The sequence below is a fragment of the Azospira oryzae genome (assembly GCF_004217225.1).
GTDB classification, from domain to species: domain Bacteria; phylum Pseudomonadota; class Gammaproteobacteria; order Burkholderiales; family Rhodocyclaceae; genus Azospira; species Azospira oryzae.
On record NZ_SHKM01000001.1, the window covers coordinates 1,838,903 to 1,863,362 of the forward strand.

Here is a 24,460-nt window from a genome sequence, read left to right on the forward strand (position 1 = left end):
GAAAGGTAGCGTTCTTCGCCTACCCCTTTTAAATACCTCTCTTACGAGAAGTTGAGACGGATTGTGGCAAACCCACCTAGGGGGAGCAACGACAACGGCAGGATGCCGACATTCCCGCCTCAAAGTTGTTGTGTTTTTACAACACAACACTAAAAGCCAACGCCATCACCTACGCCCAAAGCCATAAGGGCCAGCCCTTCAGCCCTTGGCGAAGAGTTGTTGCAGGGCTTCCCCGGGGGACGGGCAGCGCATAAAGGCTTCGCCGACCAGGAAGGCTTCGACCTGGTTGGCTCGCATGAGGGCCACGTCCGCTGCACCCAGGATGCCGCTCTCCGTCACCACGATCCGCCCGTCACCGATCTCCGGCAGGAGGCCGAGGGTGGTCTGCAGACTGACCTCGAAGGAACGCAGGTTACGATTGTTGATACCCATCAGCGGAGTCTTCAGCTGCAAGGCCTGCTCCAGCTCCTGGCCGTCGTGGGACTCGACCAGCACCCCCATGCCCAACTCCATGGCCAGGTCTTCCATCTCCCGCATCTGCGGCAGGCTGAGGGCCGCCACAATCAACAGGATGGCATCCGCCCCCATGGCCCGGGCTTCATAGACCTGATAGGGGTCCACCAGAAAATCCTTGCGCAGCACCGGCAAAGCGCACGCGCCGCGGGCCGCCTGCAGGTATTCGGGCGCGCCCTGGAAATACTGCCGGTCCGTCAGGACCGACAGGCAGGCCGCACAGTGGGCTTCATAATCCGCTGCAATGGCGGCCGGATCGAAGTTCTCCCGGATGACGCCCTTGGAAGGACTGGCCTTCTTGATTTCCGCGATCACCGCAGACTGTCCACCGGCAATCTTGCGTCGGATGGCGCCGACGAAATCCCGGGCCGGATCGGTCTTCACCCGGGCTTCGGCGGCGGCGCGAACAGCGGCCAGGGGCATGGCAGGCAGGGCGGCAGCCACCTCTTCCCGCTTGGTGGCGAGAATCTTGTTGAGGATGTCGCTCATGCGGCAACCCCGGTAAAGTGCACGAATTCGTCCAGCTTGGCCCGGGCGGCGCCGCAGGCAATGGCGTCCAGCGCCTTTTCCACCCCCTGGGCCATGGAGTCGGCCAGGCCGGCCACATAAAGGCTGGCTCCGGCATTCAGGGCAACGATGTCCCGGGCCGGACCGTGATGTCCCTCCAGGGCGGCCAGCACCATGGCCTTGGACTCTTCCACATTGCCCACCCGGATCACCCGGGGGTCGTGCACCGGCAGGTTGAAATCCTCCGGATGGATTTCGTATTCCAGAATGCGCCCATCCTTCAACTCACCGATGAGGGTGCGGCCGGAATTGGAAATCTCGTCCAGGCCATCCACGCCGAAGACGGTGAAGGCCCGCTGGGAACCCAGGCGCTGCAGCACCCGGATGAGGATGCCCACCAGATCCGCATGGAACACCCCCAGCACCTGGCGCTGGGCACCGGCCGGATTGGTCAGGGGACCGAGGATGTTGAAGATGGTGCGCACGCCCAGTTCGCGCCGCACCGGGGCCGCATGTTTCATGGCGCCATGGTGGTTGGGGGCGAACATGAAACCGATGCCCACCGTATCGATGCACTCGGCAATGCGCTCCGGCGGCAGATTGAGGTTTACGCCCAGGGCTTCCAGCACGTCCGCCGAGCCGCTCTTGGAGGAAACAGAACGGCCGCCGTGCTTGGCCACCTTGGCGCCGGCGGCAGCACAGACGAACATGGAGGTGGTGGAGACATTGAAGGTGTGGGCACCGTCACCACCGGTACCAACGATGTCCACCACGGCACCAGCATCCTTGACCGGCACCTTGGTGGCGAACTCGCGCATCACCTGGGCGGCGGCGGCGATCTCACCGATGGTTTCCTTTTTCACCCGCAGGGCGGTGGTGATGGCGGCAATCATCACCGGGCTCATTTCGCCGGACATGATCTGGCGCATCAGCTCCAACATTTCGTCGTGAAAGATTTCCCGGTGCTCGATACAGCGGGTCAAGGCTTCTTGCGGGCTCATTTGGCGTGCTCCTTGAGGAAGTTCTGCAGCATGTCGTGGCCGTGTTCAGTGAGGATGGACTCGGGGTGGAACTGCACTCCTTCCACCGCCAGGGTCTTGTGCCGCACCCCCATGATTTCGCCGTCTTCGGTCCAGGCGGTGATCTCCAGGCAGTCCGGCAGGCTTTCCCGCTCGATGGCCAGAGAGTGGTAACGAGTGCAGGTCACCGGATTGGGCAGCCCCTTGAAGACGCCCTGATCGTTGTGATGCACGGGCGAAGTCTTGCCGTGCATCAGCTTCTTGGCATGCACGATGCGCCCGCCGAAGGCCTCGCCGATGGACTGGTGGCCCAGGCACACCCCCAGCAGCGGAATCTTGCCGGCAAACTCGCGGATGGCAGCCAGGGAAACCCCCGCCTGCTGTGGCGCGCAGGGCCCCGGGGAAATCACCAGATAGTCCGGATTGAGACGGGCGATCTCGCCCAGGGTGATGGCGTCGTTGCGATAGACGCGCACCTCCTGGCCCAATTCACCGAAGTATTGGACGATGTTGTAGGTGAAGCTGTCGTAGTTGTCGATCATCAGCAGCATGGCAGCGCCCTCACTCGAAACGGGTATCGAGGCCGTTCTCGGCCATTTCCGCGGCCCGCAGTACGGCCCGGGCCTTGTTCTGGGTTTCCTGCCATTCGGAGGTCGGGTCCGAATCGGCGACGATGCCAGCGCCGGCCTGCACGTGCAGATGACCGTCCTTGATCACCGCGGTACGGATGGCGATGGCCAGGTCCATGTCGCCGTTGAAGCCCAGGTAGCCGATGGCGCCGCCATAGATGCCGCGCTTGACCGGCTCCAGCTCGTCGATGACCTCCATGGCCCGCACCTTGGGTGCGCCGGACAGGGTACCGGCGGGGAAGGCCGCCTTCAGCACATCCAGGGCGGAGAGGCCGGCCTGGAGCTTGCCTTCCACATTGGAGACGATGTGCATCACGTGGGAATAGCGCTCGATGCTCATGCGCTCGGTCAGCTTCACCGAACCGGTCTGGGCCACCCGGCCCACGTCGTTGCGGCCCAGGTCCAGCAGCTGCACGTGCTCGGCAATTTCCTTCTGGTCCGCCAGCAGATCCTCGGCCAGGGCTGCATCCTCCTCCGGCGTCGCGCCCCGCTTGCGGGTGCCGGCGATGGGCCGCACCGTCACGGTATCGCCTTCCAGACGGGTGAGGATTTCGGGGGAAGCACCCACCACATGGAAATCCTCGAAGTCGAAGTAATACATGTAGGGCGAAGGATTGAGGGTGCGCAGGGCCCGGTAAAGGGAGAGCGGGCTGGCGGAGAAAGGCTTGGTCATGCGCTGGGACAGCACCACCTGCATGATGTCGCCTTCGGTGATGTATTCCTTGGCCTTGGCCACCGCCTGCTTGAAAGGTGCCTCGCCGAAGATGGAGACAGCCGGCTGGGAAGTGGCCGGCTTTTCCTCGGGGATGGGCGCCGGGGTACGCAACTGGGCCAGCAGTTCCTTCAGCCGCGCCTTGGCCTTCTGGAAGGCGCCGGGGAAGCCGGGCTCGGCGTAGACCACCAGGCTCAGCTTGCCGGAGAGATTGTCCACCACGGCGATCTCTTCCGAGAGCAGCAGCAGGATGTCCGGCGTGCCCAGGTCGTCGTGCTTGGTGCTCTTGGTCAGACGGGTTTCCACGTAGCGCACCGTGTCGTAGCCGAAGCAGCCCACCAGGCCGCCGCAGAAGCGGGGCAGGCCGGCGTAGGGAGCGACGCGGAAGCGTTTCTGGTAGCTCTCGATGAACTCCAGGGGATTGGTGTCGTTTTCCCGCTCGGCAATGCGCTGGCCGGTGAGCACCATGACCTGGTGGCCATAGACGGCGATGCGAGTGGGGCTGGCCAGGCCGATGATGGAGTAGCGGCCGAAGCGCTCACCGCCCTGCACCGATTCCAGCAGGTAGGTGTAGGGGCCGTTGGCCAGCTTCAGGTAGATGGAAAGGGGAGTATCGAGATCGGCAAAGGTCTCGAGGGTGACGGGGATACGGTTGTACCCCTGCGCGGCAAGCGCGTTGAATTCAGTTTCGGTCATGGGGACCTCGCAAGTACGACAGGTTGTATTTCAATGCTTGCCCGGGAGTTTGGTCTCAACTCGCCGCCCGGGCCCGGACGGGTAATATCAATAATGGCGCGGCGAGCGCCACCAGCCACGCCAGCCCCAGGCGGCGCGGTTACCCATCAGGAAAGCATTGAACTTGCGGGTCACGGTGAAGTGTCGATTCGGAGTCGGTATCGATTTAAGCGCCGGCCGCCCAACGGGCCGCTGCGACGAGGTCCGATACTAGCGCATCGCAATCGGCGCTGTCTACGGGCCGGCCTTCGTTGTAGCCGTAGGGCACGCAAATCACCGGACAGCCGGCAGCCCGGGCCGACTCGATGTCGTTGAGGGAATCGCCCACGTGCAGGTTGAGGCCCGGCTCGGTAGCCAGCAGAGCGCAGGCATGGAGCAGGGGCTCGGGCCGGGGCTTCTTGAAGGCCAGGGTGTCGCCGGCGATGACCACCTCGAAATACCCGGCCAGGCCCATGCGCTCCAGCAGCGGCGAGGTAAAGGCGGCCGGCTTGTTGGTCACCACCCCCAGGGGCAGGCCGAGGGCGCGAAACGCCTCCAGACCTTCCACCACACCGGGATAGACGGTGCTGGCCCGGCCGTTGATGTCGGCGTAGTGCCGGCGGAACGAAGCGATGCCGGCCTCCAGCAGGGACGCTTCGGGGGCGGCATCCCAGGTCAGGCAGCGCTCCACCAGCACCGCCATGCCCTTGCCGACGAAACGGTGGACGTCGCCATCCGTGCGGGGCGGCTGGCCCAGTTCGGCCAGCATGGCGTGGCAGGCGGCCGCCAGGTCGGGGATGGAGTCGACCAGGGTGCCGTCCAGGTCGAAGGTGGCGGAACGAAGGGGCATGGCGAATTTCCGGGGCAAGGCGGCGGCAAGGAGACGGATGGGGCGGGCGAGGCTGTCTAAAAGTCACCTCACCGGAGAAGCAACAGGGACGGCAACTCCAGGCATGCCATGCCGGAGATTGGCGTCCCTATTTGCTTGCAGCCTAGGCGCTGGCGAGCTGCTGGCGCAGGGCGGCGATGACCGAGTCGTAGCGGTTGGGATCGCTGTCCTGGCCGGCGCCATAGACGGCGGAGCCGGCGACGAAGGTGTCGGCCCCGGCCCGGGCGATCTCGGCGATGTTGTCCACCTTCACGCCGCCGTCGATTTCCAGGCGGATCTGGCGGCCGCTACGGGCAGTGTAGGCATCGATCCTGGCCCGGGCTTGGCGCAGCTTGTTGAGGGTCTCGGGAATGAACTTCTGGCCGCCGAAGCCCGGGTTCACGCTCATCAGCAGCACCACGTCCAGCTTGTCCATGACGTGATCCATGTAGTGCAGGGGCGTGGCCGGGTTGAAGACCAGGCCGGCCTGGCAGCCGCTGTCCCGGATCAGGCCCAGGCTGCGGTCCACGTGCTCGGAGGCTTCCGGGTGGAAGGTGATGATGTTGGCCCCGGCCTTGGCGAAATCGGGAATGATGCGGTCCACCGGCTTGACCATCAGATGCACGTCGATGGGCGCCGTGGTGTGGGGGCGGATGGCTTCGCAAACCAGGGGGCCGATGGTCAGGTTGGGGACGTAATGGTTGTCCATGACGTCGAAGTGGATCCAGTCGGCCCCGGCGGCGATGACCGAGCGGACCTCCTCCCCCAGCTTGGCGAAATCGGCGGAAAGGATACTGGGAGCGATGAGATGCATGGCGGCGGCCTTGTGGGGGTTGGTGTGACAGAAAGGTGATTTTATCGTGAACCCACGCCGAGGCCGGCTTGTCAGAGTGCACACAGTGATGTGCAATGAGACTTTCCACCCCACAGACCCGAGACCATGGCCGAAAGCAAAAAATACGAAATCGCCGTGACCACCGTGCCCCAGTACCTGGCCGAGCAGTCGGACCCGGACGCGGAGCGCTACGTGTTCGCCTACACCATCACCATCCGCAACATCGGCACCGGGGCCGCCCAGCTGATCTCCCGCCACTGGCTCATCACCGACGCCAACGAGGAGGTCCAGGAGGTACGGGGCCTCGGCGTGGTGGGACACCAGCCCCTGCTGCAGCCCGGCGAGAGCTTCGAGTACACCAGCGGCGCCTCCCTCAGCACGCCCGTCGGCACCATGCGCGGCAGCTACCAGATGGTGGCGGAGGACGGCACCCAGTTCGAAGCGGACATTGCCGAGTTCGCCCTGGCCGTTCCCCGGGTACTGCACTGAGACGCCAGTGGGCCTGCAACACAGCTATGCCCTGATCGCCCCGTTCTACGATGCAGCCCTGGCGGCGGCAACCCGGGGAGCCCGTCGCCAAAGCCTGGGCGCCCTGCCCCAGCCCCCGTCGGACGTACTGCTGCTGGGCATCGGCACCGGCCTGGATCTCCCCCACCTGCCCCGCCAGCACCGCTACACCGGGCTGGACCTGACCCCGGCCATGCTGGCCCGGGCCTGCCGCCGCAGCGACGGTCTGGACTTCGCGCCGGTCCGCGGCGACGCCCGCCACCTGCCCTTTGCCGATGCCGCCTTTGACACCGTGGTGCTGCATCTGATCCTGGCGGTGGTGCCGGAACCCCGCCTCTGCCTGCAGGAAACCGCCCGGGTGCTGCGCCCCGGCGGTACGGCCCTGATTTTCGACAAGTTCCTGCAACCCGGTCAGCGGGCGCCCCTGCGCCGCCTGCTGTCGCCCCTGGTCAGCCGGCTGGCGACCCATCTGGACGTGGTGTTCGAGACCGTGCATGAAAGCGAGCCGGCCCTGCAACTGGAGTCCGACAGGCCGGCCCTGGCGGCCGGCTGGTTCCGCCTGATCCGCCTCCGCCGCCGCTGACGGCCGCTCCTAGCGCACGTGCAGGTAGCTGGGGTTGTCGATCAGGCCGACGGCCTGACACAGGGCTTCCACCGCCTTGGGCCGGGTGAAGCCGACCCGCCAGGCCAGGGCCACCCGCCGCGACGGGGCCGGGGCCTTGAAGGGCACCACGCTGATGAGGTCCGTGGAATAAGGCTTGCAGAGGGCACCGGCCGGCAGTACGGAGAGGCCGAAGCCGGAGGCCACCATGCAGCGGATGGTCTCGATGGAATGGCCCTGCCGCACTTCCGTGTCGGAACCGCTGATCTGGGGACAGGCGTCCATCACCTGGTCGCGGAAGCAGTTGCCGGCCTTGAGCAACAGCACCTCCTCCGCATCCACCTCGTCCGAGGCGATTTCCTGCTTGCCCTGCCAGGGATGGCCCTGGGGCACCACCACCTTGAACGGCTCGTCGTAAAGGGGCCGCGTCACCACGCCGGGCAGCTCGAAGGGCAGGGCCAGGATGGCCGCATCCACTTCCCCGTGGCGCAGCATGTCGGCCAGGGTGGCGGTCATGTTTTCCTCGATGGCCAGGGGCATGTCCGGGGCAATCTGGCGCAGGGAGACGATCAGTTCGGGCAGGAGGTAGGGGCCGATGGTATGGATCACGCCCAGCTTCAGTCCGCCCTCCAGCTGGTTGCGTCCCCGGTGGGCGATCTGGCGCACCCGGTCGGCCTCTTCCAGGGCCCGGGCCGCCTGGGCCACCACCTGCTCGCCCACATCGGTCAGGGTCACCTGGCCCTTGCCCCGCTCGAACAGGATCACGCCCAGGTCTTCCTCCAGGCGCTGGATGGCAACGCTCAAGGTCGGCTGGCTCACGGAGCAGCGTTCCGCCGCCCGGGAAAAGCGGCCCTCCTGCGCCAGGGCGACGATGTAACGCAATTCGGTCAATGTCATGGCTGTCCTCCCAGAACTCAGCACGTTGGTCTTGCCCGGTATGTTCCGGACTATAGGCAACCGCTATGGCGGCAATAGACAAACCCTATATAACCCATTGATTTGTCGCCGCATTATACCCAGCCAAGAATGTCGGACCGGGCTCGTCTGGGCTTTGGTTGACCTAACGCAAAGAGGCCCGGCATCCGGTGCACGACGGCCCGCCACAGACAGCACGACTCAAGTCCGCGCCCCGGCGGCCGTTAAAGAGACATAAGGACAACGGCGACAGACCAAGGCCATGGCAGACAACCTGGAACGACTGGAACAATTGATCGAGAGCATCCTGCGCGGCGAGCGGGAAAGCAGCATGACCATCACCCAGCTCATGGAGCGCCTCTCCCAGCCCCTGCAATGCGAACGGCTGCTGGAGGAAATGCACTGACCCAGGCCAGCCCTCGGCCCCGCCCCAACGACCCGCCCCAACGACCCGCCCCGGCGGGTTTTTTGTTGCCTGTCGCTGACTGCCGAAGCCCCCGCCGGCCCATAAAAAAACCCGCCGTGAAGGGCGGGTTTCTTCGACGCAGCTGCAGCTGCCGTTCAGCTGCGGTAATCGGCGTTGATCTTGACGTAGTCGTAGGAGAAATCGCAGGAGTAGATGCAGCCCTGGGCGGTGCCCCGGGCCAGATCCACCCGCACGGTGATCTCGGCATTCTTCATGATGCGGGAACCGTCCTCTTCCTTGTAGGCGGCAGCCCGGCCGCCCTTTTCCGCCACCAGCACGGCATCGCTGCCGCTGGCCAGCCAGACGCGGATCTGGCCCACGTCCAGGTCGGTGATGCCGGCATAGCCGATGGCTGCCAGGATGCGGCCCAGGTTGGGGTCGGAGGCGAAGAAGGCGGTTTTCACCAGGGGCGAATGGCCGATGGCATAGCCCACCTTGCGGCACTCTTCCAGGTCCTTGCCGCCTTCCACTGCCACGGTGATGAACTTGGTGGCACCTTCGCCGTCGCGCACGATGGCCTGGGCCAGTTCGATGGAAACGGCGACGATGGCCGCCTTCAGGGGCGCCCAGGCGGGATCGGCGCCATCCTTGATGCGCAGGCCGCTCTGGCCGGTGGCCATGACGATGAAGGAATCGTTGGTGGAAGTGTCGCCATCCACGGTGATGCAGTTGAAGGACTGGTCCGCCGCCTCCTTGGCCACCTGCTCCAGCAGATGCTGGGGAATGCCCGCATCGGTGGCGAGGAAGCCCAGCATGGTGGCCATGTTGGGCTTGATCATGCCGGCGCCCTTGGAGATGCCGGTGATGGTGACGCTCTTGCCGCCGATCTCGACCTTGCGGGAGGCGGCCTTGGCCACGGTGTCCGTGGTCATGATGCCGTGGGCTGCCGCATGCCAGTTGTCGGCCTTGAGGTCGGCGATGGCGGCGGGCAGGCCGGCCTGCAGACGATCGACGGGCAGGGGCTCGAGAATGACACCGGTGGAGAACGGCAGGATCTGGCGGTCCTCATCCAGCCCGAGCAGGCCGGCCAGGGTGGCGCAGGTCTGCATGGCCGCCTGCAGGCCGGTCTCGCCGGTACCCGCATTGGCGATGCCGGTGTTGATCACCAGGGCCCGGATTTCCGACTCGCCGGCCAGATGCTTGCGGCACACCTGCACCGGGGCTGCACAGAAGCGGTTCTGGGTGAACACGCCGGCCACGGTGGAACCGGGGTCCAGGGCGATCACGGTCAGGTCGCGCCGATTGGCCTTGCGGATACCGGCTTCGGCAGTGCCGAGGCGGACACCGGCAACGGGGAACAGGGCTTCGGGGGCAGGCGTGGCGTAATTGACGGGCATGAATCTCTCACCGCAGGGGATAAAAGAAAACGCAGAGGGTAGCAGTTCGCTCCCTCTGCGTCAGTTCAGTTTTTATTTCAGTTGAGCTTGCCGTGGCAGTGCTTGTACTTCTTGCCGCTGCCGCAGGGGCAAGGATCGTTGCGCCCCACCTTGGGACCGGCCTGGGCCGGCTGCTGGCCGGCTTCCTCGCCGTCGCCGTCCGCGGTGCCCAGCACCTCGTCGTAGTCGGCATGGTGGTATTGCACGTTTTCCACCCCGGGCTGTTCCACTTCGCTCACGTCCTCGGGAGAACGGACCTGGACGGTGAGGAGCAGCTTGGAAACCTCGTTGCGGATACTGTTGAGCAGGCCCTCGAACAGTTCAAAGGCCTCCCGCTTGTATTCCTGCTTGGGGTTCTTCTGGGCGTAGCCGCGCAGGTGGATGCCCTGGCGCAGATGGTCGAGGGCGGCCAGGTGCTCGCGCCAGTGGCTGTCCAGGCTCTGCAGCATGACGTCCCGCTCGAACTTGCGGAAGACGGAAGGATCGGAAACCAGGGCCACCTTGTCGGCATAGGCCTGGTCGGCGGCGGCGATCACCCGGTGCAGCAGGTCCTCGACGGAGAGGGAGGTGTCGGCCTGCACCCATTCGGCCACCGGCAGGGTGAGCAGGAACTCGGCCTCCAAAGCCTTTTCCAGCCCGGGCAGGTCCCACTGCTCCTCGACGCTGTCCGGCGGCACATAGAGGTGGAACAGATCGGCCACCACCCCCTGGCGCATGGCCTGGATGGTTTCGGAAATGTCGTCCACTTCCAGCAGATCGTTGCGCTGGGCGTAAATCACCTTGCGCTGGTCGTTGGCTACGTCGTCGTATTCCAGCAACTGCTTGCGCATGTCGAAGTTGCGGGCCTCCACCTTGCGCTGGGCGGATTCCAGGGAGCGGGTCACCAGGGGATGCTCGATGGCCTCGCCCTCGGGCATCTTCAGGCGCTCCATGATGGCCTTGAGGCGGTCGCCGGCGAAGATGCGCAGCAGCGGGTCGTCCAGGGACAGGTAGAAGCGGGAGGAACCCGGATCGCCCTGACGGCCGGCCCGGCCCCGCAGCTGGTTGTCGATGCGGCGGGACTCGTGGCGTTCGGAACCGATGATGTGCAGGCCGCCGGCGGCCAGCACCTGGTCGTGCACCGGCTGCCATTCGGCCTTGAGGGCGGCGATCCTGGCTTCCTTGGCGGCATCATCCAGGGACTCGTCGAGGCGGACGGCATCGATCTGCTTCTCGATGCTGCCGCCGAGGACGATGTCCGTACCGCGGCCGGCCATGTTGGTGGCGATGGTGATCATGCCGGGACGGCCGGCCTGGGCCACGATCTCGGCCTCCTTGCCGTGCTGCTTGGCGTTGAGCACCTGGTGCGGCAGCTTTTCCTGGTCCAGCAGGCGGGACAGCAGCTCGGAGTTTTCGATGGAGGTGGTGCCCACCAGCACGGGCTGACCCCGCTGGTGGCAGTCCAGGATGTCCGCCTTCATGGCCGCGAACTTCTCGGCGGCGGTGCGGAACACCTGGTCGTTGTGGTCCTTGCGCTGGGCCGGGCGGTGGGTCGGGATCACCACGGTTTCCAGGCCGTAGATTTCCATGAACTCGTAGGCTTCGGTATCGGCCGTACCGGTCATGCCGGCCAGCTTGCCGTACATGCGGAAGTAGTTCTGGAAAGTGATCGACGCCAGGGTCTGGTTTTCGTTCTGGATGCGCACACCTTCCTTGGCTTCCACTGACTGGTGCAGACCTTCGGACCAGCGGCGGCCGGGCATCAGGCGGCCGGTGAACTCATCGACGATGATGATCTCGCCGTTCTGCACCACGTACTGCTGATCCTTGTGGAACAGGTTGTGGGCGCGCAGGGCGGCGTTGAGGTGGTGCACCAGGATGATGTTGGCGGCTTCGTAGAGGCTGCGCCCCTCTTCCAGCAGGCCGACGCGGGCGAGGATTTCCTCGGCATGTTCGTGGCCCTGCTCGGACATGTGCACCTGGTGGCCCTTTTCGTCCACCCAGTAGTCGCCTTCGGAGTTTTCGTCGGCAGCCCGGGTCAGCAGGGGCACCACCTGGTTCATGCGCTGGTACAGCTCGGTGTGGTCCTCGGCCTGACCGGAGATGATCAGGGGAGTACGGGCCTCGTCGATGAGGATGGAGTCCACCTCGTCCACGATGGCGAAATTGAGACCCCGCTGCACCCGCTCGCCGGCCGCATAGACCATGTTGTCGCGCAGGTAGTCGAAGCCGAATTCATTGTTGGTGCCGTAGGTGATGTCGGCAGCGTAGGCGGCCTGCTTCTGCTCGTGGGGCATCTGGGACAGATTGACCCCGACGGACAGCCCCAGGAAACGGTGCAGCCGGCCCATCCACTCGGCGTCGCGCTGGGCCAGGTAGTCGTTTACGGTAATGACGTGCACGCCCTTGCCGGAAATGGCATTGAGATAGGACGGCAGGGTGGCCACCAGGGTCTTGCCTTCGCCGGTGCGCATTTCGGCGATCTTGCCGTAGTGCAGCACCATGCCGCCGATCATCTGCACGTCGAAGTGCCGCATGCCCAGGACGCGCTTGCCGGCCTCCCGCACCACGGCGAAAGCTTCCGGCAGCAGGTCGTCCAGGGTTTCCCCCTGGGCGTAACGCTGGCGGAACTCGTCGGTCTTGCCGCGCAGGGCATCATCGGAAAGGGCGCTGATGGCGGCCTCGAACCCGTTGATTTTCTGGACGATCTGGGAGTATTGCTTGATCAGCCGGTCATTTCGGCTGCCGAAGATTTTCTTGAGGAGTCCGGGGATCATCGTGAGAGACGCTTAGGCGTCCGTTAGCGGGAAAGGGGCGATTCTACCACGCTAAGGAAGGCCGCCAATTTGGGGAAAATCAAAGGAAACGGGACGAAGGACTCGTCCCGCCGGGGATGCAACTAGTGACGGGACGCCAGCTGGGAGCCCTGCTGCAGGAAGCGGGCCGGATTCTGGGCCACGCCCTGGAAGCGCACCTCGAAATGCAGATGGGGACCGGTGGAACGCCCGGTATTGCCGGTGGCGGCAATCAGTTGGCCACGCTTGACCAGTTGGCCGACCCGCACGTTGATCTTGGACAGATGGGCGTAGCGGGTGGAAAAGCCGTTGCCGTGGTCGATCTCGATCAGGTTGCCGTACTGGGGATGCATGCTGCCCTCCACCACCACGCCGCCGGCGGCGGAAACCACGGGCGTACCGACTTCGGCGGAGAAATCCACGCCTTCGTGCATGGCATTGACCCCGGCGATGGGATCGGAGCGCACCCCAAACCCGGAGCCGATGCCGGCGCCCTGGATCGGCAAGGTGGTCGGCAGCAGCACCTTCTTGATGCGCTGGTCCATCAGCTGGTTTTCCAGAACACGCATGAAATCGACGCGCTGATCCACCAGCGCAGCCATGCGGTCCAGTTCCCGATGCAGTTCGTCCGAGGACTTGATGGAGGTGTCGCGTAGGGAAGTGGGCAGCAGGGGACCGCCCTGACCGCCGCCCTTGGCCACCGGCAACAACTGCCCCTTGTCTGCCGGCTTCATGCCTGCCAGCACGGAAAGGCGCTCGCCCATGGAATCCAGATGCAGCAGCTGCGCCTGCATCTCGCCCAGGCGGCCGGCCATGACATTCAGGTTTTCCCGCATGAACTCCTGGGTTTTCTGGTTTTCCTGGCGCTGTGCTGCCAGTACCAGATCCTGTACCAGGGGCAGGCGGAAGTGTACGGTGAGCCAGGAAAAGGCCATGGCGGCCAGCAACACCAGCACCATGAAGCCAGCCCCAAGGGAAAGGATCACCTTGGGGGTCAGGCTGACGGTCTTGGTGGTTGCCAGGCGGTCAGACACCAGAATAATATGCACGATGCTTCTCCTCGAAGTGATCCATGCACGAACCAGTTGAAAATTATCTTGGCAGAGCGGACGGAGCGGCCTCGGTCCTGGCCCATGCCCGACTCTTGATGCGCGCCCAGCGCGCCTACGACAGCTTTGCTCCGGGCCCGCTGGCGCGCTCGAGCAGTGTCGCGAATATCAAGTTGGGGAATGTCGTTATCCACGCCGATAACGGCGCGGTCGCTGCCAAATTGCGTCAGATGGCGCAAAGTTTGGCCGGCGAATTCTTGAAAAGGGGCTTTGAGTGTAACGGCGTGACCATCAAAGTGCAAGCACGCCCCCCCGCCGTGGCGCTCCCCTCTTCCACCCTCAAACCCCTGTCGGCAAGCACCGGCAACGAGCTCAAACAGCTGGCAGCCCAGCTGCCGGATGACTCCCCCCTGAAACGCGGCCTGGAAGGATTCCTGGCCCGGGCGGCGATCAAAGCGGAATGACGGCCACCCGCTCCAGCACCAGGAGCGCGAATATCAGCAGGGCCAACATCAGGGAATAGCGGAAGACCCGCCAGGAGAAATTCAGGTATCTGGCCTGGCGGGTGAACACATAGGCCACCACGCCCGCGGCCACGGCGATGACCGTGAGGACGGCCAGGATGCGCAGGAGGAACAAGGCGGCCTCCCGCGCCGGCTCAGGCCGCCTGGACCGGCAGTTCCAGCCAGCGGGCGACGCCTGCCGGAGCCTGGGACTGGTCTTCGAAGGTGGCCCACTCCCAGGACTCGCGCTCCTGCAGCAGCTGGCGGGCCAGCATGTTGTTCAGGGCATGACCCGACTTGTGGGCGGTGAAGGCTGCCAGCAGGGGATGGCCCAGCAGGTAGAGGTCGCCCACCGCATCCAGCACCTTGTGTTTGACGAACTCGTCGCCATAACGCAGGCCGTCGCTGTTGAGCACCCGGTATTCGTCGAGAACGATGGCGTTCTCCAGGCCGCCCCCCAGGGCCAGGCCGTTTTCCCGCAGCATCTCCACATCCTGCATGAAGCCGAAGGTACGGGCCCGGGCCACTTCCCGGGTGTAGGACTGCTCGGCGAAGTCGACGCTGACGGACTGGGCCGACTTGTCGATGGCCGGGTGGTTGAAAATGATGGAGAAGGTCAGCTTGTAGCCGTCGTAAGGCTCGAAGCGGGCCCACTTGTCGCCGTCCCGCACCTCGATGGGGCGCGTGACGCGGATGAATTTCTTGGCTGCCGGCTGCTCTTCGATGCCGGCCGACTGGATGAGAAAGACGAAAGGCGCGGCGGAACCGTCGAGGATCGGCACTTCGGCCGCATCCAGGTCCACGTAGGCATTGTCGATGCCCAGGCCGGCGAAGGCCGACATCAGGTGTTCCACCGTCCCCACCTTGACCCCATCCACCTCCAGGCAGGAACACATGCGCGTATCACCCACCAGCAGGGCGTCGGCACGGATTTCCACGGGCTGGGGCAGATCCACGCGACGGAAGACGATGCCGGTATCGGGCGCGGCAGGACGCAGGGCCATGGTGACCTTGACGCCACTGTGCAGACCGACGCCGGAGGCGCGGATCAGGGATTTGAGGGTACGTTGTTTCAACATGTCGGCAATCGTTTTTCCGCTTCAAAATCAAAGCGAAGACGGAACAAGGGGGGAGCCCGCATTCTAGCACGAAGGCAGGCTCCCCCTTAAGGAGGCGTTTTGTTACAACACGTTACCGCAGGTCTGGGCGACCGCCAGACGCCGGTCACCCCGGCGGGAGGCAGCGCCGTCCGCTTGCCCGTCAGACGGGCAGGCAAAGACGCCCGGCCGGTCGCCCCCGACCCTTAGTCCGCCTGCTTGCGCAGGAAGGCCGGGATGTCGTAACGATCGACGCCGCTGTTGGCCAGGGCTTCGACGGTGGCGTTGCGGCCCTTGCGGATAACGGCAGGCACGGCGTCCAGCTGGCCGTAGTCGATGGCCATGGGAGCGTCGTCGGTACCGGTACGCACGGCGGTGTTGATCACCTCGAAGGACTGGCGGCGGGCTTCCGCCTTGCCCAGGCCGGTGGCGACCACGGTGACGCGCAGCTGCTCGCCCATGGCTTCGTCGAACACGGCGCCGAAGATGATGTGGGCGTCCTCGGCGGCGAATTCCTTGATGGTCTTCATCACCTCGTTCACTTCCTTCATCTTCAGGCTGCGGGAGGCGGTGATGTTCACCAGCACACCGCGGGCACCGGACAGGTTGATGCCTTCCAGCAGGGGGGAAGCCACGGCCTGTTCGGCAGCGATGCGGGCCCGGTCCACGCCGGAAGCGTAGGCGGAGCCCATCATGGCCATGCCCATTTCGCCCATGACGGTGCGCACGTCTTCAAAGTCCACGTTCACCAGACCGGGGAGATTGATGATTTCGGCGATACCGCCCACGGCATTGCGCAGGACGTTGTCGGCAGCCTTGAAAGCCTCTTCCATGGAGACATCGTCGCCCAGGACTTCCATCAGCTTGTCGTTGAGGATCACCACCAGGGAATCGACGTGCTTCTGCAGCTCGGCGATGCCGGCCTCGGCGGCCTTCAGGCGCTTGCCTTCGAAGCCGAAGGGCTTGGTCACCACGGCCACGGTGAGGATGCCCATTTCCTTGGCCACTTCCGCCACGATGGGAGCGGCGCCGGTACCGGTGCCGCCGCCCATGCCGGCGGTGATGAAGACCATGTTGGCGCCCTTCAGCTGCTCGGCGATGCGCTCCCGCTCTTCCAGGGCGGCGGCGCGGCCGGCTTCCGGCTTGGCGCCGGCACCGAGGCCGGAGGCACCGAGCTGCATCTTGTCGGCTGCCATGTTGCGGCTCAGGGCCTGGGCATCGGTGTTGGCGGCGACGAACTGCACGCCGTTCACCCCTTCACGGATCATGTGATCCACGGCATTGCCGCCGGCACCGCCGACGCCAACCACCTTGATCACGGTTCCGCTCGATTCTTCTTTATCAATAATTTCAAACATGGATCGCCTCCTTCAATTAACCACATTCAAACTTGCGTTGAACAAAACAGCTTGCATAGAAACTTTTTAGAAATTCTTCTCGAACCAGGACTTCATGCTGGAAAACACCTGCTTGACGCTGCGCGTCTCCTGCACCTTCAGACCCCGCTTGCGCTGGGTCTGGGCCTCGATCAGCAGGCCGAAGGCAGTGGAGAAGCGCGGGCTCTGCACCACATCCGCGAGGGCGCCGGCGTACTTGGGCACGCCCAGGCGCACCGGCATGTGGAATATCTCTTCGCCCAGCTCGATCATGCCGGGCATCACCGAAGCGCCGCCGGTGAGGACGATGCCGGAAGACAGCACCTCGTCGAAGCCGGAACGGCGCAGCTCGGCCTGAATCAGTTCGAACAGCTCCTCCACCCGGGGCTGGATCACGTCGGCCAGGGCGCGGCGGGACAGCTTGCGGCTGGGACGGTCGTCCACCCCGGCCACCTCCAGCACCTCTTCCGGGTCGGCCAGCTGGGACAGGGCGCAGCCGTACTTGCGCTTGATGTCCTCCGCCTCCCGGGTGGGGGTGCGCAGGGCCATGGCGATGTCGTTGGTGACCTGGTCGCCGGCGATGGGGATGACTGAGGTGTGGCGGATGGCGCCCTGGGTCCACACGGCGATGTCGGTGGTGCCGCCGCCGATGTCCACCAGGCACACGCCCAGGTCCTTCTCGTCCTCGGAGAGCACGGCGAAGCTGGAAGCCAGGGGCTGCAGCACCAGGTCGTTCACCTCCAGACCGCAGCGGCGCACGCACTTGACGATGTTCTGGGCGGCGGAGACGGCGCCGGTGACGATATGCACCTTCACTTCGAGGCGGAAGCCGCTCATGCCGATGGGCTCGCGGATGCCGTCCTGGTCGTCGATGATGAATTCCTGGGTCAGGATGTGCAGGATCTCCTGGTCGGCCGGGATGGGCATGGCGCGGGCGGTCTCGATCACCCGGTCCAGGTCCATGGTGTTCACTTCCTTGTCCTTGATGGCCACCATGCCGTTGGAGTTGAAGCTCTTGATGTGGCTGCCGGCGATGCCCGTATAGACGTTGGCCACCTTGCAGTCGGCCATCAGCTCCACCTCCTGGATCACCCGGGAAATGGCACTGACGGTCTCCTCGATGTTGACCACGACGCCTTTTTTCAGCCCCTTGGAATCCTGGCTGCCCATACCGATGACGTTGAGACGCCCCTCCGGGGTGATCTCCGCCACCAGCGCCACGATCTTCGAGGTGCCGATGTCCAGGCCGACGACCAGTTCCTTGCTATCCCTGCTCATGATGTTCCTTTGCCTTCGCTACTTTTTGCATTGCACTCATTTCCCCGCGGCCGCCAGTCGCAGGGCGAAACCGTTGGGGTACCGCAAATCCACCACCTGGGGCCGGGGCGTGCGCTCCGCCAGCACCGAGTGATAAATCTCGATGAAACGTGACAGACGCTGGCCCACCGGCGCCTTGGGCTGTTCCCGCCCCAGCTCCAGCACCATGCCGTCGTCCAGCTTCAGCTGCCAGGCCAGCCGGGGCGACAGCACCAGCTGCAGCGGCTGCCGCCCGGTGGGCTGCAACTGCCGGGAAAACTCGTCGAAACGGCGCAGCACGTCCGGAGCCGTGCCAATGGGGCCGTTCAGCTGGGGCAGCCCCTCCCCCCGGGACTGGGGCAGGCTGGCGGCGAACACTTCGCCGTAGGTATTCACCAGCTGGCCGCTGCCCTCGCCCCAGCGCGCCGCCGGACGATGCTCCTCGACCCGCACTTCCAGGCGGGAAGGCCAGGCCCGGCGCACCTCCGCCTTGCGCACCCAGGGCAGCTTTTCCAGGGCGGTACGCAGGGCATCCAGATTGACGCTGAAGAAATTGCCCCGCACCAGGCCGGACAGGGCCCGCTCCACTTCGCCCCGCTGCACTTCGCGCAATTCCTGGGCGAACACCACTTCCTTGAGGGGGAACAGGGGCAGGCGGGCGGCGCCCAGGCCCAACGCCACGAGCAAAGCCGCCGCGCCCGCTGCAAGCAGCAGGTCGGCTACGGCCGTCATGAGCTGGGGCTTGTGCCACATGTCGCCTCGCTGTCCTTAGCCCAGGGTGGCGAGGGCCAGGACCCTCAGCACCAGCTGTTCGTAATCCATGCCCGCCACCCGGGCCGCCATGGGCACCAGGGAGTGGTCGGTCATACCGGGGGAGGTATTCACCTCCAGGTAGTAGTGGTTGCCGGCCTCGTCCATGAGGAAGTCCACCCGGCCCCAGCCGCGGCCGCCGATGGCTCGGAAGGCTTTCAAGGCGCCGGCCTGGATCTCGGCCTCCTTCTCGGCGGAAAGGCCGCAGGGGCACAGGTAGCGGGTGTCGTCCCGCAGGTACTTGGCTTCGTAGTCGTAGAACTCGTTGGCCGGCTCGATCTTGATGATGGGCAGGGCCCGCATGTCGTCGCCCTGGCCGATGATGGCCACGGTGTATTCGCCGCCGGTAATGCCCTGCTCCACCAGCACCAATTTGTCGTGCTCGGCGGCGGCGGCGTAGGCGGCCTGCAGGCCGCCCTCGGTCTTGACCTTGGAAATGCCGATGGAGGAGCCCTCGCAGGCCGGCTTGACGAACAGGGGCAGGCCCAGCTCCTCTTCCACCTCGGCGAAATCGCTGTGTTCGTTCACCAGGGCATAGGCCGGCACCGGCAGGCCCACGGCCTGCCACATCAGCTTGGTGCGCCACTTGTCCATGCCCAGGGCGGAGGCCAGGACGCCGCTGCCGGTATAGGGGATGCCCATCAGTTCCAGGGCGCCCTGGATGGTGCCGTCTTCGCCGAAGCGGCCGTGCAGGGCGATGAAGGCCCGGTCGAAGCCCTTCAGCTCGTCCAGGGAACGTTCCGCCGGATCGAAGGCGTGGGCGTCCACGCCCTGGTGCTGCAGGGCAGCCAGCACGCGGGAGCCGCTGTTGAGGGAAACGGCCCGCTCGGCAGACTTGCCGCCGAAGAGAACCGCCACTTTGCCGAAATCCTTGTTCATTGCTTTCTCACACACTCACTTACTTGGCCGCCGGCTGGGCGGCTAATTTGGCCGGGATGCCGCCGATGGAACCGGCACCCATGGTCAGCACCACATCGCCGTCCCGGACGCAATCCAGAATGGTCTGCTGCATGGCGGCGATGTCCTCCACGAACACCGGCTCCACCTTGCCGCCCACCCGCAGGGCCCGGGCCAGGGCCCGGCCGTCGGCGGCGACGATGGGTTGCTCGCCGGCCGCATAGACGTCGGCCAGGAGCAGGGTGTCCACGGTGGACAGCACTTTCACGAAATCTTCGAAGCAGTCCCGGGTGCGGCTGTAGCGGTGGGGCTGGAAGGCCAGCACCAGGCGGCGCCCGGGGAAGGCGCCGCGAGCGGCGGCCAGGGTGGCGGCCATTTCCACCGGATGGTGGCCGTAGTCGTCCACCAGGGTGAAGCTGCCGCCGGTCGGGCAGGCCACTTCGCCGTAACGCTGGAAGCGCCGGCCGACGCCCTTGAATTCGGCCAGGGCGGTGACGATGGCTTCGTCAGCCACGCCCACCTCGGTGGCCACGGCAATGGCGGCCAGGGCGTTGAGCACGTAGTGGCGGCCCGGCAGGTTGAGGGTGATGGACAGGCGGGTGGTGCTGCCATTGACCCGCACCGCGTCGAACTTCATCTGGCCGCCGGCCTCGACGATGTTCTCGGCGTAGACGTTGCAGGTGGCCGGGTCCAGGCCGTAGCGGATCACCTGCTTGGGCACCTGGGGCAGGATCTCCCGCACATTGGGGTCATCCACGCACAGCACCGCCACGCCGTAGAAGGGCAGGCGGTTGAGGAAATCGACGAAGGCGCCCTTGAGCCGGCCGAAGTCGTGGCCGTAGGTTTCCATGTGGTCGGCGTCGATGTTGGTGACGATGGAAATCACCGGGGACAGCAGCAGGAAGGAGGCATCGGATTCGTCCGCCTCGGCCACCAGGAAATCGCCGGAGCCCAGGCGGGCATTGGCGCCGGCCGCATTGAGACGACCGCCGATGACGAAGGTGGGGTCCAGGCCGCCTTCCGCCAGGATGGAGGCCACCAGGCTGGTGGTGGTGGTCTTGCCGTGGGTGCCGGCGACGGCGATACCCTGCTTCAGGCGCATCAGCTCGGCCAGCATCTGGGCCCGGGGCACCACCGGGATGTGGGCCTCCCGGGCCGCCACCACTTCCGGGTTGTCGGCCTTGACGGCGGTGGAGACCACCACGGCATCGGCACCGGCGATATTGGCCGCATCGTGGCCCTTGATGACCGTGGCGCCCTGGGCGGTGAGGCGGGCCGTGGCGGCGTTCTCGCCCAGGTCGGAGCCGGACACCTGGTAGCCAAGATTGAGCATGACCTCGGCGATGCCGCTCATGCCCGAGCCGCCGATGCCGACGAAATGCAGATGTTTGATCTTGTGTTTCATTCTTTGCTCGCAGCTTCCATGCATGCCTTGGCCACCATGGCCGTGGCATTGGGCTTGGCCAGCTCCCGCGCCTTCTCGCCCATCTGGGCCAGCTGGCTGCGGGGCATTTCCTTGAGGAGCGCCAGGCGCTCCGGCGTCAGTTCGTTCTGGGACAGGAGGATGGCGCCCCCCACCTGGGTCAGGAATTCGGCATTGCCGGTCTGGTGGTCGTCCACCGCATGGGGATAGGGCACCAGGATGGCCGGCACGCCGGCGGCGGCCAACTCGGCCACGGTGAGGGCGCCGGCGCGGCAGATCACCAGATCGGCCCATTCGTAGGCGCCGGCCATGTCGTCGATGAAAGGCACGCAGTGGGCGGCGACGCCGGCGGCGTCGTAGCCGGCCTTGAGGGCGTCGATCATCTTCTCTCCGGCCTGGTGCACCACCTGGGGCCGCTCGGCCTCGTCGAACAGGGCCAGGGCCTTGGGTACCGTGTCGTTGAGGGCCTGGGCGCCCAGGCTGCCGCCCACCACCAGCAGGTGCAGGTTGCCTTCCCGGCCTTCGTAGCGCTTCAGGGGATCGCCCAGGGCGGCGATTTCCGGACGCACCGGGTTGCCCACCCACTCCCCGTTCTTCATCACGTCGGGGAAGCCGGTGACCACCCGGTCGGCGACGCCGGCCAGGACCTTGTTGGCCAGGCCGGCGACGGAATTCTGTTCATGCACCACCAGGGGCTTGCCCAGCAGGACGGCCATCATGCCGCCGGGGAAGGTGATGTAGCCGCCCATGCCCAGCACCACGTCGGGCTTGACCACGCGGATGGCGCGGAAGGCCTGCCAGAAGCCCCGCAGCAGATTGAGGGGCAGCAGCAGCTTGCGCAGCAGGCCCTTGCCGCGCAGGGCGCCGAACTTCACCGGCACCAGGGGGAAGCCGCGCTGGGGCACCAGCCGGGCTTCCATGCCCGCCGGATTGCCCATCCACACCACGTTCCAGCCGGCCTCGTGCATGTAGTCGGCCACCGCCAGGGCGGGGAAGATGTGGCCACCGGTGCCGCCGGCCATGACCAGCAGGGTCTTCTGGCTCATACCTTGCCTCCCCGCATCAGTTGTCGATTCTCCCAGTCCACCCGCAGCAGGATGGCCAGGGCCACGCAGTTGGCCACGACGCCGGAGCCGCCGAAGCTCATCAGGGGCAGGGTCAGGCCCTTGGTGGGCAGCAGGCCCATGTTCACTCCCATGTTGATGAAGGACTGCACCCCCATCCAGATGCCGATGCCCATGGCCACCAGGGCCGGGTAGAGGCGCTCCAGGGCCACCGCCTGGCGGCCGATGGCAAAGGCCCGCTGCACCAGCAGGGCGAACAGGCCCACCACCACCAGGACGCCGACGAAGCCCAGTTCCTCGGCGATGACAGCGAGGAGGAAGTCGGTGTGGGCTTCGGGCAGGTAGAACAGTTTTTCCACGCTGCCGCCGAGGCCGACGCCGAACAGCTCGCCGCGGCCGAAGGCAATCAGGGCGTGGGACAGCTGGTAGCCCTTGCCGAAGGCGTCGGACCAGGGGTCCATGAAGCCGAAGAGACGGTCGCGCCGGTAGGGGGAGACGATGATGAGGATGGCGAAGGCGGCCAGCAGCACCACAAACAGCACGGCGAAGAGCCGGGCCCGCATGCCGCCGAGGAAGAGGATGCCGATGGCGATGCTGATGATGACGACGAAGGCGCCGAAGTCCGGCTCCTTCAGCAGCAGGCCGCCGATCACCACCATGGCGCCGGCCATGGGCAGGAAGGCCTTCTTCAGGTCGTGCATGTGGGGCATCTTGCGCACCGTGTAGTCGGCGGCGTAGAGCACGGCGAACAGCTTCATCAGCTCGGACGGCTGCAAGTTGGCGAAGCCCAGGGGCAGCCAGCGGCGGGCGCCGTTCACGTCCCGGCCGATGCCCGGGATCAGCACCACGGCCAGCAGCACGGCACCGGCCAGGAACAGCCAGGGCGCCAGTTCCTGCCACACCTTGACCGGCACCTGGAAGGCCACGGCAGCAGCCACCATGGCAACGCAGAGGAATACGCCGTGGCGGATGAGGAAATAGGCCGGCTGGTAGCCGAAGGCCTTGCTGCCCTCGGCGGTGGCGATGGAGGAGGAATAGACCATCACCAGCCCCAGGGCCAGCAGGCCGAGGACGGACCAGAGCAGGAGCATGTCCACTTCCGTGGGCTCCTGGCGCGGCTGATTGAGAGCCTGGACCATGCTCATGCCCGGCCCTCCAGCTGCTGCACCGCGTCGATGAAGGCCTGGGCGCGGTGGGCGTAGTTCTTGTACATGTCCAGGCTGGCGCAGGCCGGGGACAGCAGCACTGCGTCGCCGGCCTTGGCCTGGGCGGCCAGCCAGGCGACGGCGGCGGCCATGTCGGCGAAGGACTCGGTGGGCAGGCCGCAGCCGGCGATGGCCTGGCCGATGGCCGGGCCGTCCTTGCCGATCAGGGCCACGGCACGGCCGTGCTGCTGCAGGGCGGCCTTGAGGGGCGAGAAGTCCTGACCCTTGCCGTCGCCGCCGAGGACGATGGCCAGGGGCCGGCCCAGGCCCTCGATGGCGGCCAGGGTGGCGCCCACATTGGTGCCCTTGGAGTCGTCGTAGTAATCGACGGCGCCGATGCGGGCCACGTGTTCCACCCGGTGGGGCAGGCCCTTGAAGGCCTTGAGGGCGGGCAGCATGGCGGCGGGAGCGACGCCCACCGCCTCCAGCAGGGCCAGGGCGGCCATGGCATTGGCGGCGTTGTGCAGGCCGGTCAGCTGCATCTCGGCCAGGGCCAGCAGCTTGTCGTTGCCGCGCATCAAGCAGCCGTCGGCAATACCGTAATCCATAGCCCGGCCCGGCTGGTCCAGGCCGAAGGTGACGAAATTGCGGCCGCAGCGGCCCAGGCCCAGGCTGCGGTCGTCGTCCCGGTTGAGGATCATGGCGCCCTTGCCCTGGAAGATGCGGGCCTTGGCCTCGGTGTAGCGGTCCATGGAGCCGGCGTAGCGGTCCAGGTGGTCTTCCGAGACGTTGAGCACGGTGGCGGCGTCGGCGTTGAGGCTGTGGGTGGTTTCCAGCTGGAAGCTGGACAGTTCCAGCACCCACAGCTGCGGCAGGTCGTTGCCGTCGAGGGCGTCCATCAGGGCGTCCAGGGCGGCGGGGGATATGTTGCCGGCAACCCGGGTTTTAAGGCCGGCGGCGGCACCGAGGGCGCCGGTAAGGGCCGTGGTGGTGGTCTTGCCGTTGCTGCCGGTGATGGCGATGACCTTGGCGGCGGGGCTGTAGCGGCCCAGGGCCCAGGCAAAGAGTTCGATTTCGGAAACCAGGGGCGCGGCGCCGGCCACGGCGCTCACCTGCTCCACCGGCACCCCCGGGGAGATGGCGATGAAATCTGCCCCGGAGAAGGTACCAGCCTGGAACGGGCCGGTGACAAGCTCCGCAGACGGCACGGCGCTGCGGAAGGCGTCCGCATTGGGCGGCAGGGCACGGCTGTCGGCGACGCGCACCCGCGCGCCTTCCCGGGCCAGCCATTTGGCCATGGCCAGGCCGGACTCGCCGAGTCCCACTACCACCGCCTGTTTGCCTTGGACGTTCATTTCGTTCTA

Annotated in this window: 24 protein-coding genes; 4 read left to right on the plus strand and 20 right to left on the minus strand. The window is 65.9% G+C overall.

Features of this window, described 5'->3' with window-relative positions; all coding sequences use genetic code 11:
* Positions 1-198: 198 nt before the first annotated feature.
* From trpC to rpe, 6 genes are all read right to left on the minus strand, one after another.
* On the minus strand, positions 199-1,002 hold the full coding sequence (gene trpC / locus EV678_RS08420; RefSeq protein WP_130459160.1) for an indole-3-glycerol phosphate synthase TrpC: 804 nt from the start codon (positions 1,000-1,002) through the stop codon (positions 199-201).
* Positions 999-2,021 (minus strand): anthranilate phosphoribosyltransferase, encoded by a 1,023-nt coding sequence (gene trpD, locus EV678_RS08425; RefSeq protein ID WP_130459161.1) that lies wholly within the window; start codon positions 2,019-2,021, stop codon positions 999-1,001. The genes trpC and trpD overlap by 4 nt, the downstream gene beginning before the upstream one ends.
* Positions 2,018-2,590 (minus strand): aminodeoxychorismate/anthranilate synthase component II, encoded by a 573-nt coding sequence (locus EV678_RS08430; protein WP_130459162.1) that lies wholly within the window; start codon positions 2,588-2,590, stop codon positions 2,018-2,020. Before EV678_RS08430 ends, trpD begins: the two co-directional genes overlap by 4 nt.
* A gap of 10 nt (positions 2,591-2,600) precedes the next feature.
* On the minus strand, positions 2,601-4,076 hold the full coding sequence (trpE, locus tag EV678_RS08435) for an anthranilate synthase component I (protein ID WP_130459163.1): 1,476 nt from the start codon (positions 4,074-4,076) through the stop codon (positions 2,601-2,603).
* Positions 4,077-4,281: 205 nt separating this feature from the next.
* Complete coding sequence (locus EV678_RS08440) at positions 4,282-4,944, minus strand: phosphoglycolate phosphatase (RefSeq protein ID WP_130459164.1); 663 nt, start codon at positions 4,942-4,944, stop codon at positions 4,282-4,284.
* 142 nt (positions 4,945-5,086) lie between these two features.
* Positions 5,087-5,776, minus strand: coding sequence for a ribulose-phosphate 3-epimerase (gene rpe / locus EV678_RS08445; RefSeq protein WP_014235343.1), 690 nt, complete (start codon positions 5,774-5,776; stop codon positions 5,087-5,089).
* Between the two features lie 126 nt (positions 5,777-5,902).
* Here rpe and apaG point away from each other — a divergent pair, with 126 nt between their 5' ends.
* Both apaG and EV678_RS08455 read left to right on the plus strand, forming a co-directional pair.
* Positions 5,903-6,286, plus strand: a complete 384-nt coding sequence (gene apaG / locus EV678_RS08450) for a Co2+/Mg2+ efflux protein ApaG (RefSeq protein ID WP_130459165.1) — start codon at positions 5,903-5,905, stop codon at positions 6,284-6,286.
* Between the two features lie 7 nt (positions 6,287-6,293).
* Positions 6,294-6,887 (plus strand): class I SAM-dependent methyltransferase, encoded by a 594-nt coding sequence (locus EV678_RS08455; RefSeq protein WP_130459166.1) that lies wholly within the window; start codon positions 6,294-6,296, stop codon positions 6,885-6,887.
* Between the two features lie 9 nt (positions 6,888-6,896).
* Here EV678_RS08455 and EV678_RS08460 read toward each other — a convergent pair whose 3' ends face one another.
* Positions 6,897-7,802 (minus strand): LysR substrate-binding domain-containing protein, encoded by a 906-nt coding sequence (locus EV678_RS08460; RefSeq protein WP_130459167.1) that lies wholly within the window; start codon positions 7,800-7,802, stop codon positions 6,897-6,899.
* Between the two features lie 280 nt (positions 7,803-8,082).
* Between EV678_RS08460 and EV678_RS16065 the strand changes: the two genes are divergently transcribed.
* Positions 8,083-8,226 carry a hypothetical protein gene (locus tag EV678_RS16065; RefSeq protein WP_165397474.1) on the plus strand — a complete coding sequence of 48 codons (144 nt, stop codon included), beginning with the start codon at positions 8,083-8,085 and terminating at the stop codon, positions 8,224-8,226.
* Positions 8,227-8,381: 155 nt separating this feature from the next.
* Here EV678_RS16065 and argJ read toward each other — a convergent pair whose 3' ends face one another.
* The 3 genes from argJ to EV678_RS08475 form a co-directional block, all read right to left on the minus strand.
* The gene (gene argJ, locus EV678_RS08465; protein WP_014235348.1) at positions 8,382-9,623 is read right to left on the minus strand and encodes a bifunctional glutamate N-acetyltransferase/amino-acid acetyltransferase ArgJ; all 1,242 of its coding nucleotides are present in this window, start codon (positions 9,621-9,623) and stop codon (positions 8,382-8,384) included.
* 77 nt (positions 9,624-9,700) lie between these two features.
* Positions 9,701-12,418: a preprotein translocase subunit SecA gene (secA, locus tag EV678_RS08470; protein ID WP_130459168.1), complete on the minus strand. Its 2,718-nt coding sequence runs from the start codon at positions 12,416-12,418 to the stop codon at positions 9,701-9,703.
* Between the two features lie 122 nt (positions 12,419-12,540).
* The gene (locus tag EV678_RS08475; protein ID WP_130459169.1) at positions 12,541-13,485 is read right to left on the minus strand and encodes a M23 family metallopeptidase; all 945 of its coding nucleotides are present in this window, start codon (positions 13,483-13,485) and stop codon (positions 12,541-12,543) included.
* A 23-nt stretch (positions 13,486-13,508) separates the two neighbouring features.
* On the opposite strand from EV678_RS08475, the gene EV678_RS08480 reads away from it, so the two are divergent.
* A complete protein-coding gene (locus EV678_RS08480; protein ID WP_014235351.1) occupies positions 13,509-13,949 on the plus strand; it encodes a DciA family protein in 441 nt (146 codons plus the stop codon).
* Here EV678_RS08480 and EV678_RS08485 read toward each other — a convergent pair.
* From EV678_RS08485 to murD, 10 genes are all read right to left on the minus strand, one after another.
* A complete protein-coding gene (locus EV678_RS08485; protein WP_014235352.1) occupies positions 13,936-14,124 on the minus strand; it encodes a hypothetical protein in 189 nt (62 codons plus the stop codon). The two genes, EV678_RS08480 and EV678_RS08485, sit on opposite strands and share 14 nt — an antisense overlap.
* Positions 14,125-14,143: 19 nt before the next feature.
* Positions 14,144-15,067, minus strand: a complete 924-nt coding sequence (lpxC, locus tag EV678_RS08490) for a UDP-3-O-acyl-N-acetylglucosamine deacetylase (protein WP_130459170.1) — start codon at positions 15,065-15,067, stop codon at positions 14,144-14,146.
* 224 nt (positions 15,068-15,291) lie between these two features.
* Positions 15,292-16,443, minus strand: coding sequence for a cell division protein FtsZ (gene ftsZ / locus EV678_RS08495; RefSeq protein ID WP_014235354.1), 1,152 nt, complete (start codon positions 16,441-16,443; stop codon positions 15,292-15,294).
* A gap of 66 nt (positions 16,444-16,509) precedes the next feature.
* Positions 16,510-17,739 (minus strand): cell division protein FtsA, encoded by a 1,230-nt coding sequence (gene ftsA, locus EV678_RS08500; protein ID WP_014235355.1) that lies wholly within the window; start codon positions 17,737-17,739, stop codon positions 16,510-16,512.
* 36 nt (positions 17,740-17,775) lie between these two features.
* Positions 17,776-18,510 carry a cell division protein FtsQ/DivIB gene (locus EV678_RS08505; protein WP_130459171.1) on the minus strand — a complete coding sequence of 245 codons (735 nt, stop codon included), beginning with the start codon at positions 18,508-18,510 and terminating at the stop codon, positions 17,776-17,778.
* A 15-nt stretch (positions 18,511-18,525) separates the two neighbouring features.
* Positions 18,526-19,446, minus strand: a complete 921-nt coding sequence (locus EV678_RS08510) for a D-alanine--D-alanine ligase (RefSeq protein WP_130459172.1) — start codon at positions 19,444-19,446, stop codon at positions 18,526-18,528.
* 19 nt (positions 19,447-19,465) lie between these two features.
* Positions 19,466-20,869 (minus strand): UDP-N-acetylmuramate--L-alanine ligase, encoded by a 1,404-nt coding sequence (gene murC, locus EV678_RS08515; RefSeq protein ID WP_130459173.1) that lies wholly within the window; start codon positions 20,867-20,869, stop codon positions 19,466-19,468.
* Positions 20,866-21,933: an undecaprenyldiphospho-muramoylpentapeptide beta-N-acetylglucosaminyltransferase gene (murG, locus tag EV678_RS08520; protein WP_130459174.1), complete on the minus strand. Its 1,068-nt coding sequence runs from the start codon at positions 21,931-21,933 to the stop codon at positions 20,866-20,868. The genes murC and murG overlap by 4 nt, the downstream gene beginning before the upstream one ends.
* The gene (gene ftsW, locus EV678_RS08525) at positions 21,930-23,096 is read right to left on the minus strand and encodes a putative lipid II flippase FtsW (protein WP_130459175.1); all 1,167 of its coding nucleotides are present in this window, start codon (positions 23,094-23,096) and stop codon (positions 21,930-21,932) included. The genes murG and ftsW overlap by 4 nt, the downstream gene beginning before the upstream one ends.
* The gene (murD, locus tag EV678_RS08530) at positions 23,093-24,451 is read right to left on the minus strand and encodes a UDP-N-acetylmuramoyl-L-alanine--D-glutamate ligase (RefSeq protein ID WP_130459176.1); all 1,359 of its coding nucleotides are present in this window, start codon (positions 24,449-24,451) and stop codon (positions 23,093-23,095) included. Before murD ends, ftsW begins: the two co-directional genes overlap by 4 nt.
* Positions 24,452-24,460: the final 9 nt, after the last annotated feature.

Excerpts from the sequence above, each read along its gene's own strand:
- trpC (WP_130459160.1), bottom strand. The coding sequence starts at position 1,002 with ATGAGCGACATCCTCAACAAGATTCTCGCCACCAAGCGGGAAGAGGTG.
- trpD (WP_130459161.1), bottom strand. The coding sequence starts at position 2,021 with ATGAGCCCGCAAGAAGCCTTGACCCGCTGTATCGAGCACCGGGAAATC.
- EV678_RS08430 (WP_130459162.1), bottom strand. The coding sequence starts at position 2,590 with ATGCTGCTGATGATCGACAACTACGACAGCTTCACCTACAACATCGTC.
- trpE (WP_130459163.1), bottom strand. The coding sequence starts at position 4,076 with ATGACCGAAACTGAATTCAACGCGCTTGCCGCGCAGGGGTACAACCGT.
- EV678_RS08440 (WP_130459164.1), bottom strand. The coding sequence starts at position 4,944 with ATGCCCCTTCGTTCCGCCACCTTCGACCTGGACGGCACCCTGGTCGAC.
- rpe (WP_014235343.1), bottom strand. The coding sequence starts at position 5,776 with ATGCATCTCATCGCTCCCAGTATCCTTTCCGCCGATTTCGCCAAGCTG.
- apaG (WP_130459165.1), top strand. The coding sequence starts at position 5,903 with ATGGCCGAAAGCAAAAAATACGAAATCGCCGTGACCACCGTGCCCCAG.
- EV678_RS08460 (WP_130459167.1), bottom strand. The coding sequence starts at position 7,802 with ATGACATTGACCGAATTGCGTTACATCGTCGCCCTGGCGCAGGAGGGC.
- EV678_RS16065 (WP_165397474.1), top strand. The coding sequence starts at position 8,083 with ATGGCAGACAACCTGGAACGACTGGAACAATTGATCGAGAGCATCCTG.
- argJ (WP_014235348.1), bottom strand. The coding sequence starts at position 9,623 with ATGCCCGTCAATTACGCCACGCCTGCCCCCGAAGCCCTGTTCCCCGTT.
- secA (WP_130459168.1), bottom strand. The coding sequence starts at position 12,418 with ATGATCCCCGGACTCCTCAAGAAAATCTTCGGCAGCCGAAATGACCGG.
- EV678_RS08480 (WP_014235351.1), top strand. The coding sequence starts at position 13,509 with ATGCACGAACCAGTTGAAAATTATCTTGGCAGAGCGGACGGAGCGGCC.
- lpxC (WP_130459170.1), bottom strand. The coding sequence starts at position 15,067 with ATGTTGAAACAACGTACCCTCAAATCCCTGATCCGCGCCTCCGGCGTC.
- ftsZ (WP_014235354.1), bottom strand. The coding sequence starts at position 16,443 with ATGTTTGAAATTATTGATAAAGAAGAATCGAGCGGAACCGTGATCAAG.
- ftsA (WP_014235355.1), bottom strand. The coding sequence starts at position 17,739 with ATGAGCAGGGATAGCAAGGAACTGGTCGTCGGCCTGGACATCGGCACC.
- EV678_RS08505 (WP_130459171.1), bottom strand. The coding sequence starts at position 18,510 with ATGTGGCACAAGCCCCAGCTCATGACGGCCGTAGCCGACCTGCTGCTT.
- EV678_RS08510 (WP_130459172.1), bottom strand. The coding sequence starts at position 19,446 with ATGAACAAGGATTTCGGCAAAGTGGCGGTTCTCTTCGGCGGCAAGTCT.
- murC (WP_130459173.1), bottom strand. The coding sequence starts at position 20,869 with ATGAAACACAAGATCAAACATCTGCATTTCGTCGGCATCGGCGGCTCG.
- murG (WP_130459174.1), bottom strand. The coding sequence starts at position 21,933 with ATGAGCCAGAAGACCCTGCTGGTCATGGCCGGCGGCACCGGTGGCCAC.
- ftsW (WP_130459175.1), bottom strand. The coding sequence starts at position 23,096 with ATGAGCATGGTCCAGGCTCTCAATCAGCCGCGCCAGGAGCCCACGGAA.
- murD (WP_130459176.1), bottom strand. The coding sequence starts at position 24,451 with ATGAACGTCCAAGGCAAACAGGCGGTGGTAGTGGGACTCGGCGAGTCC.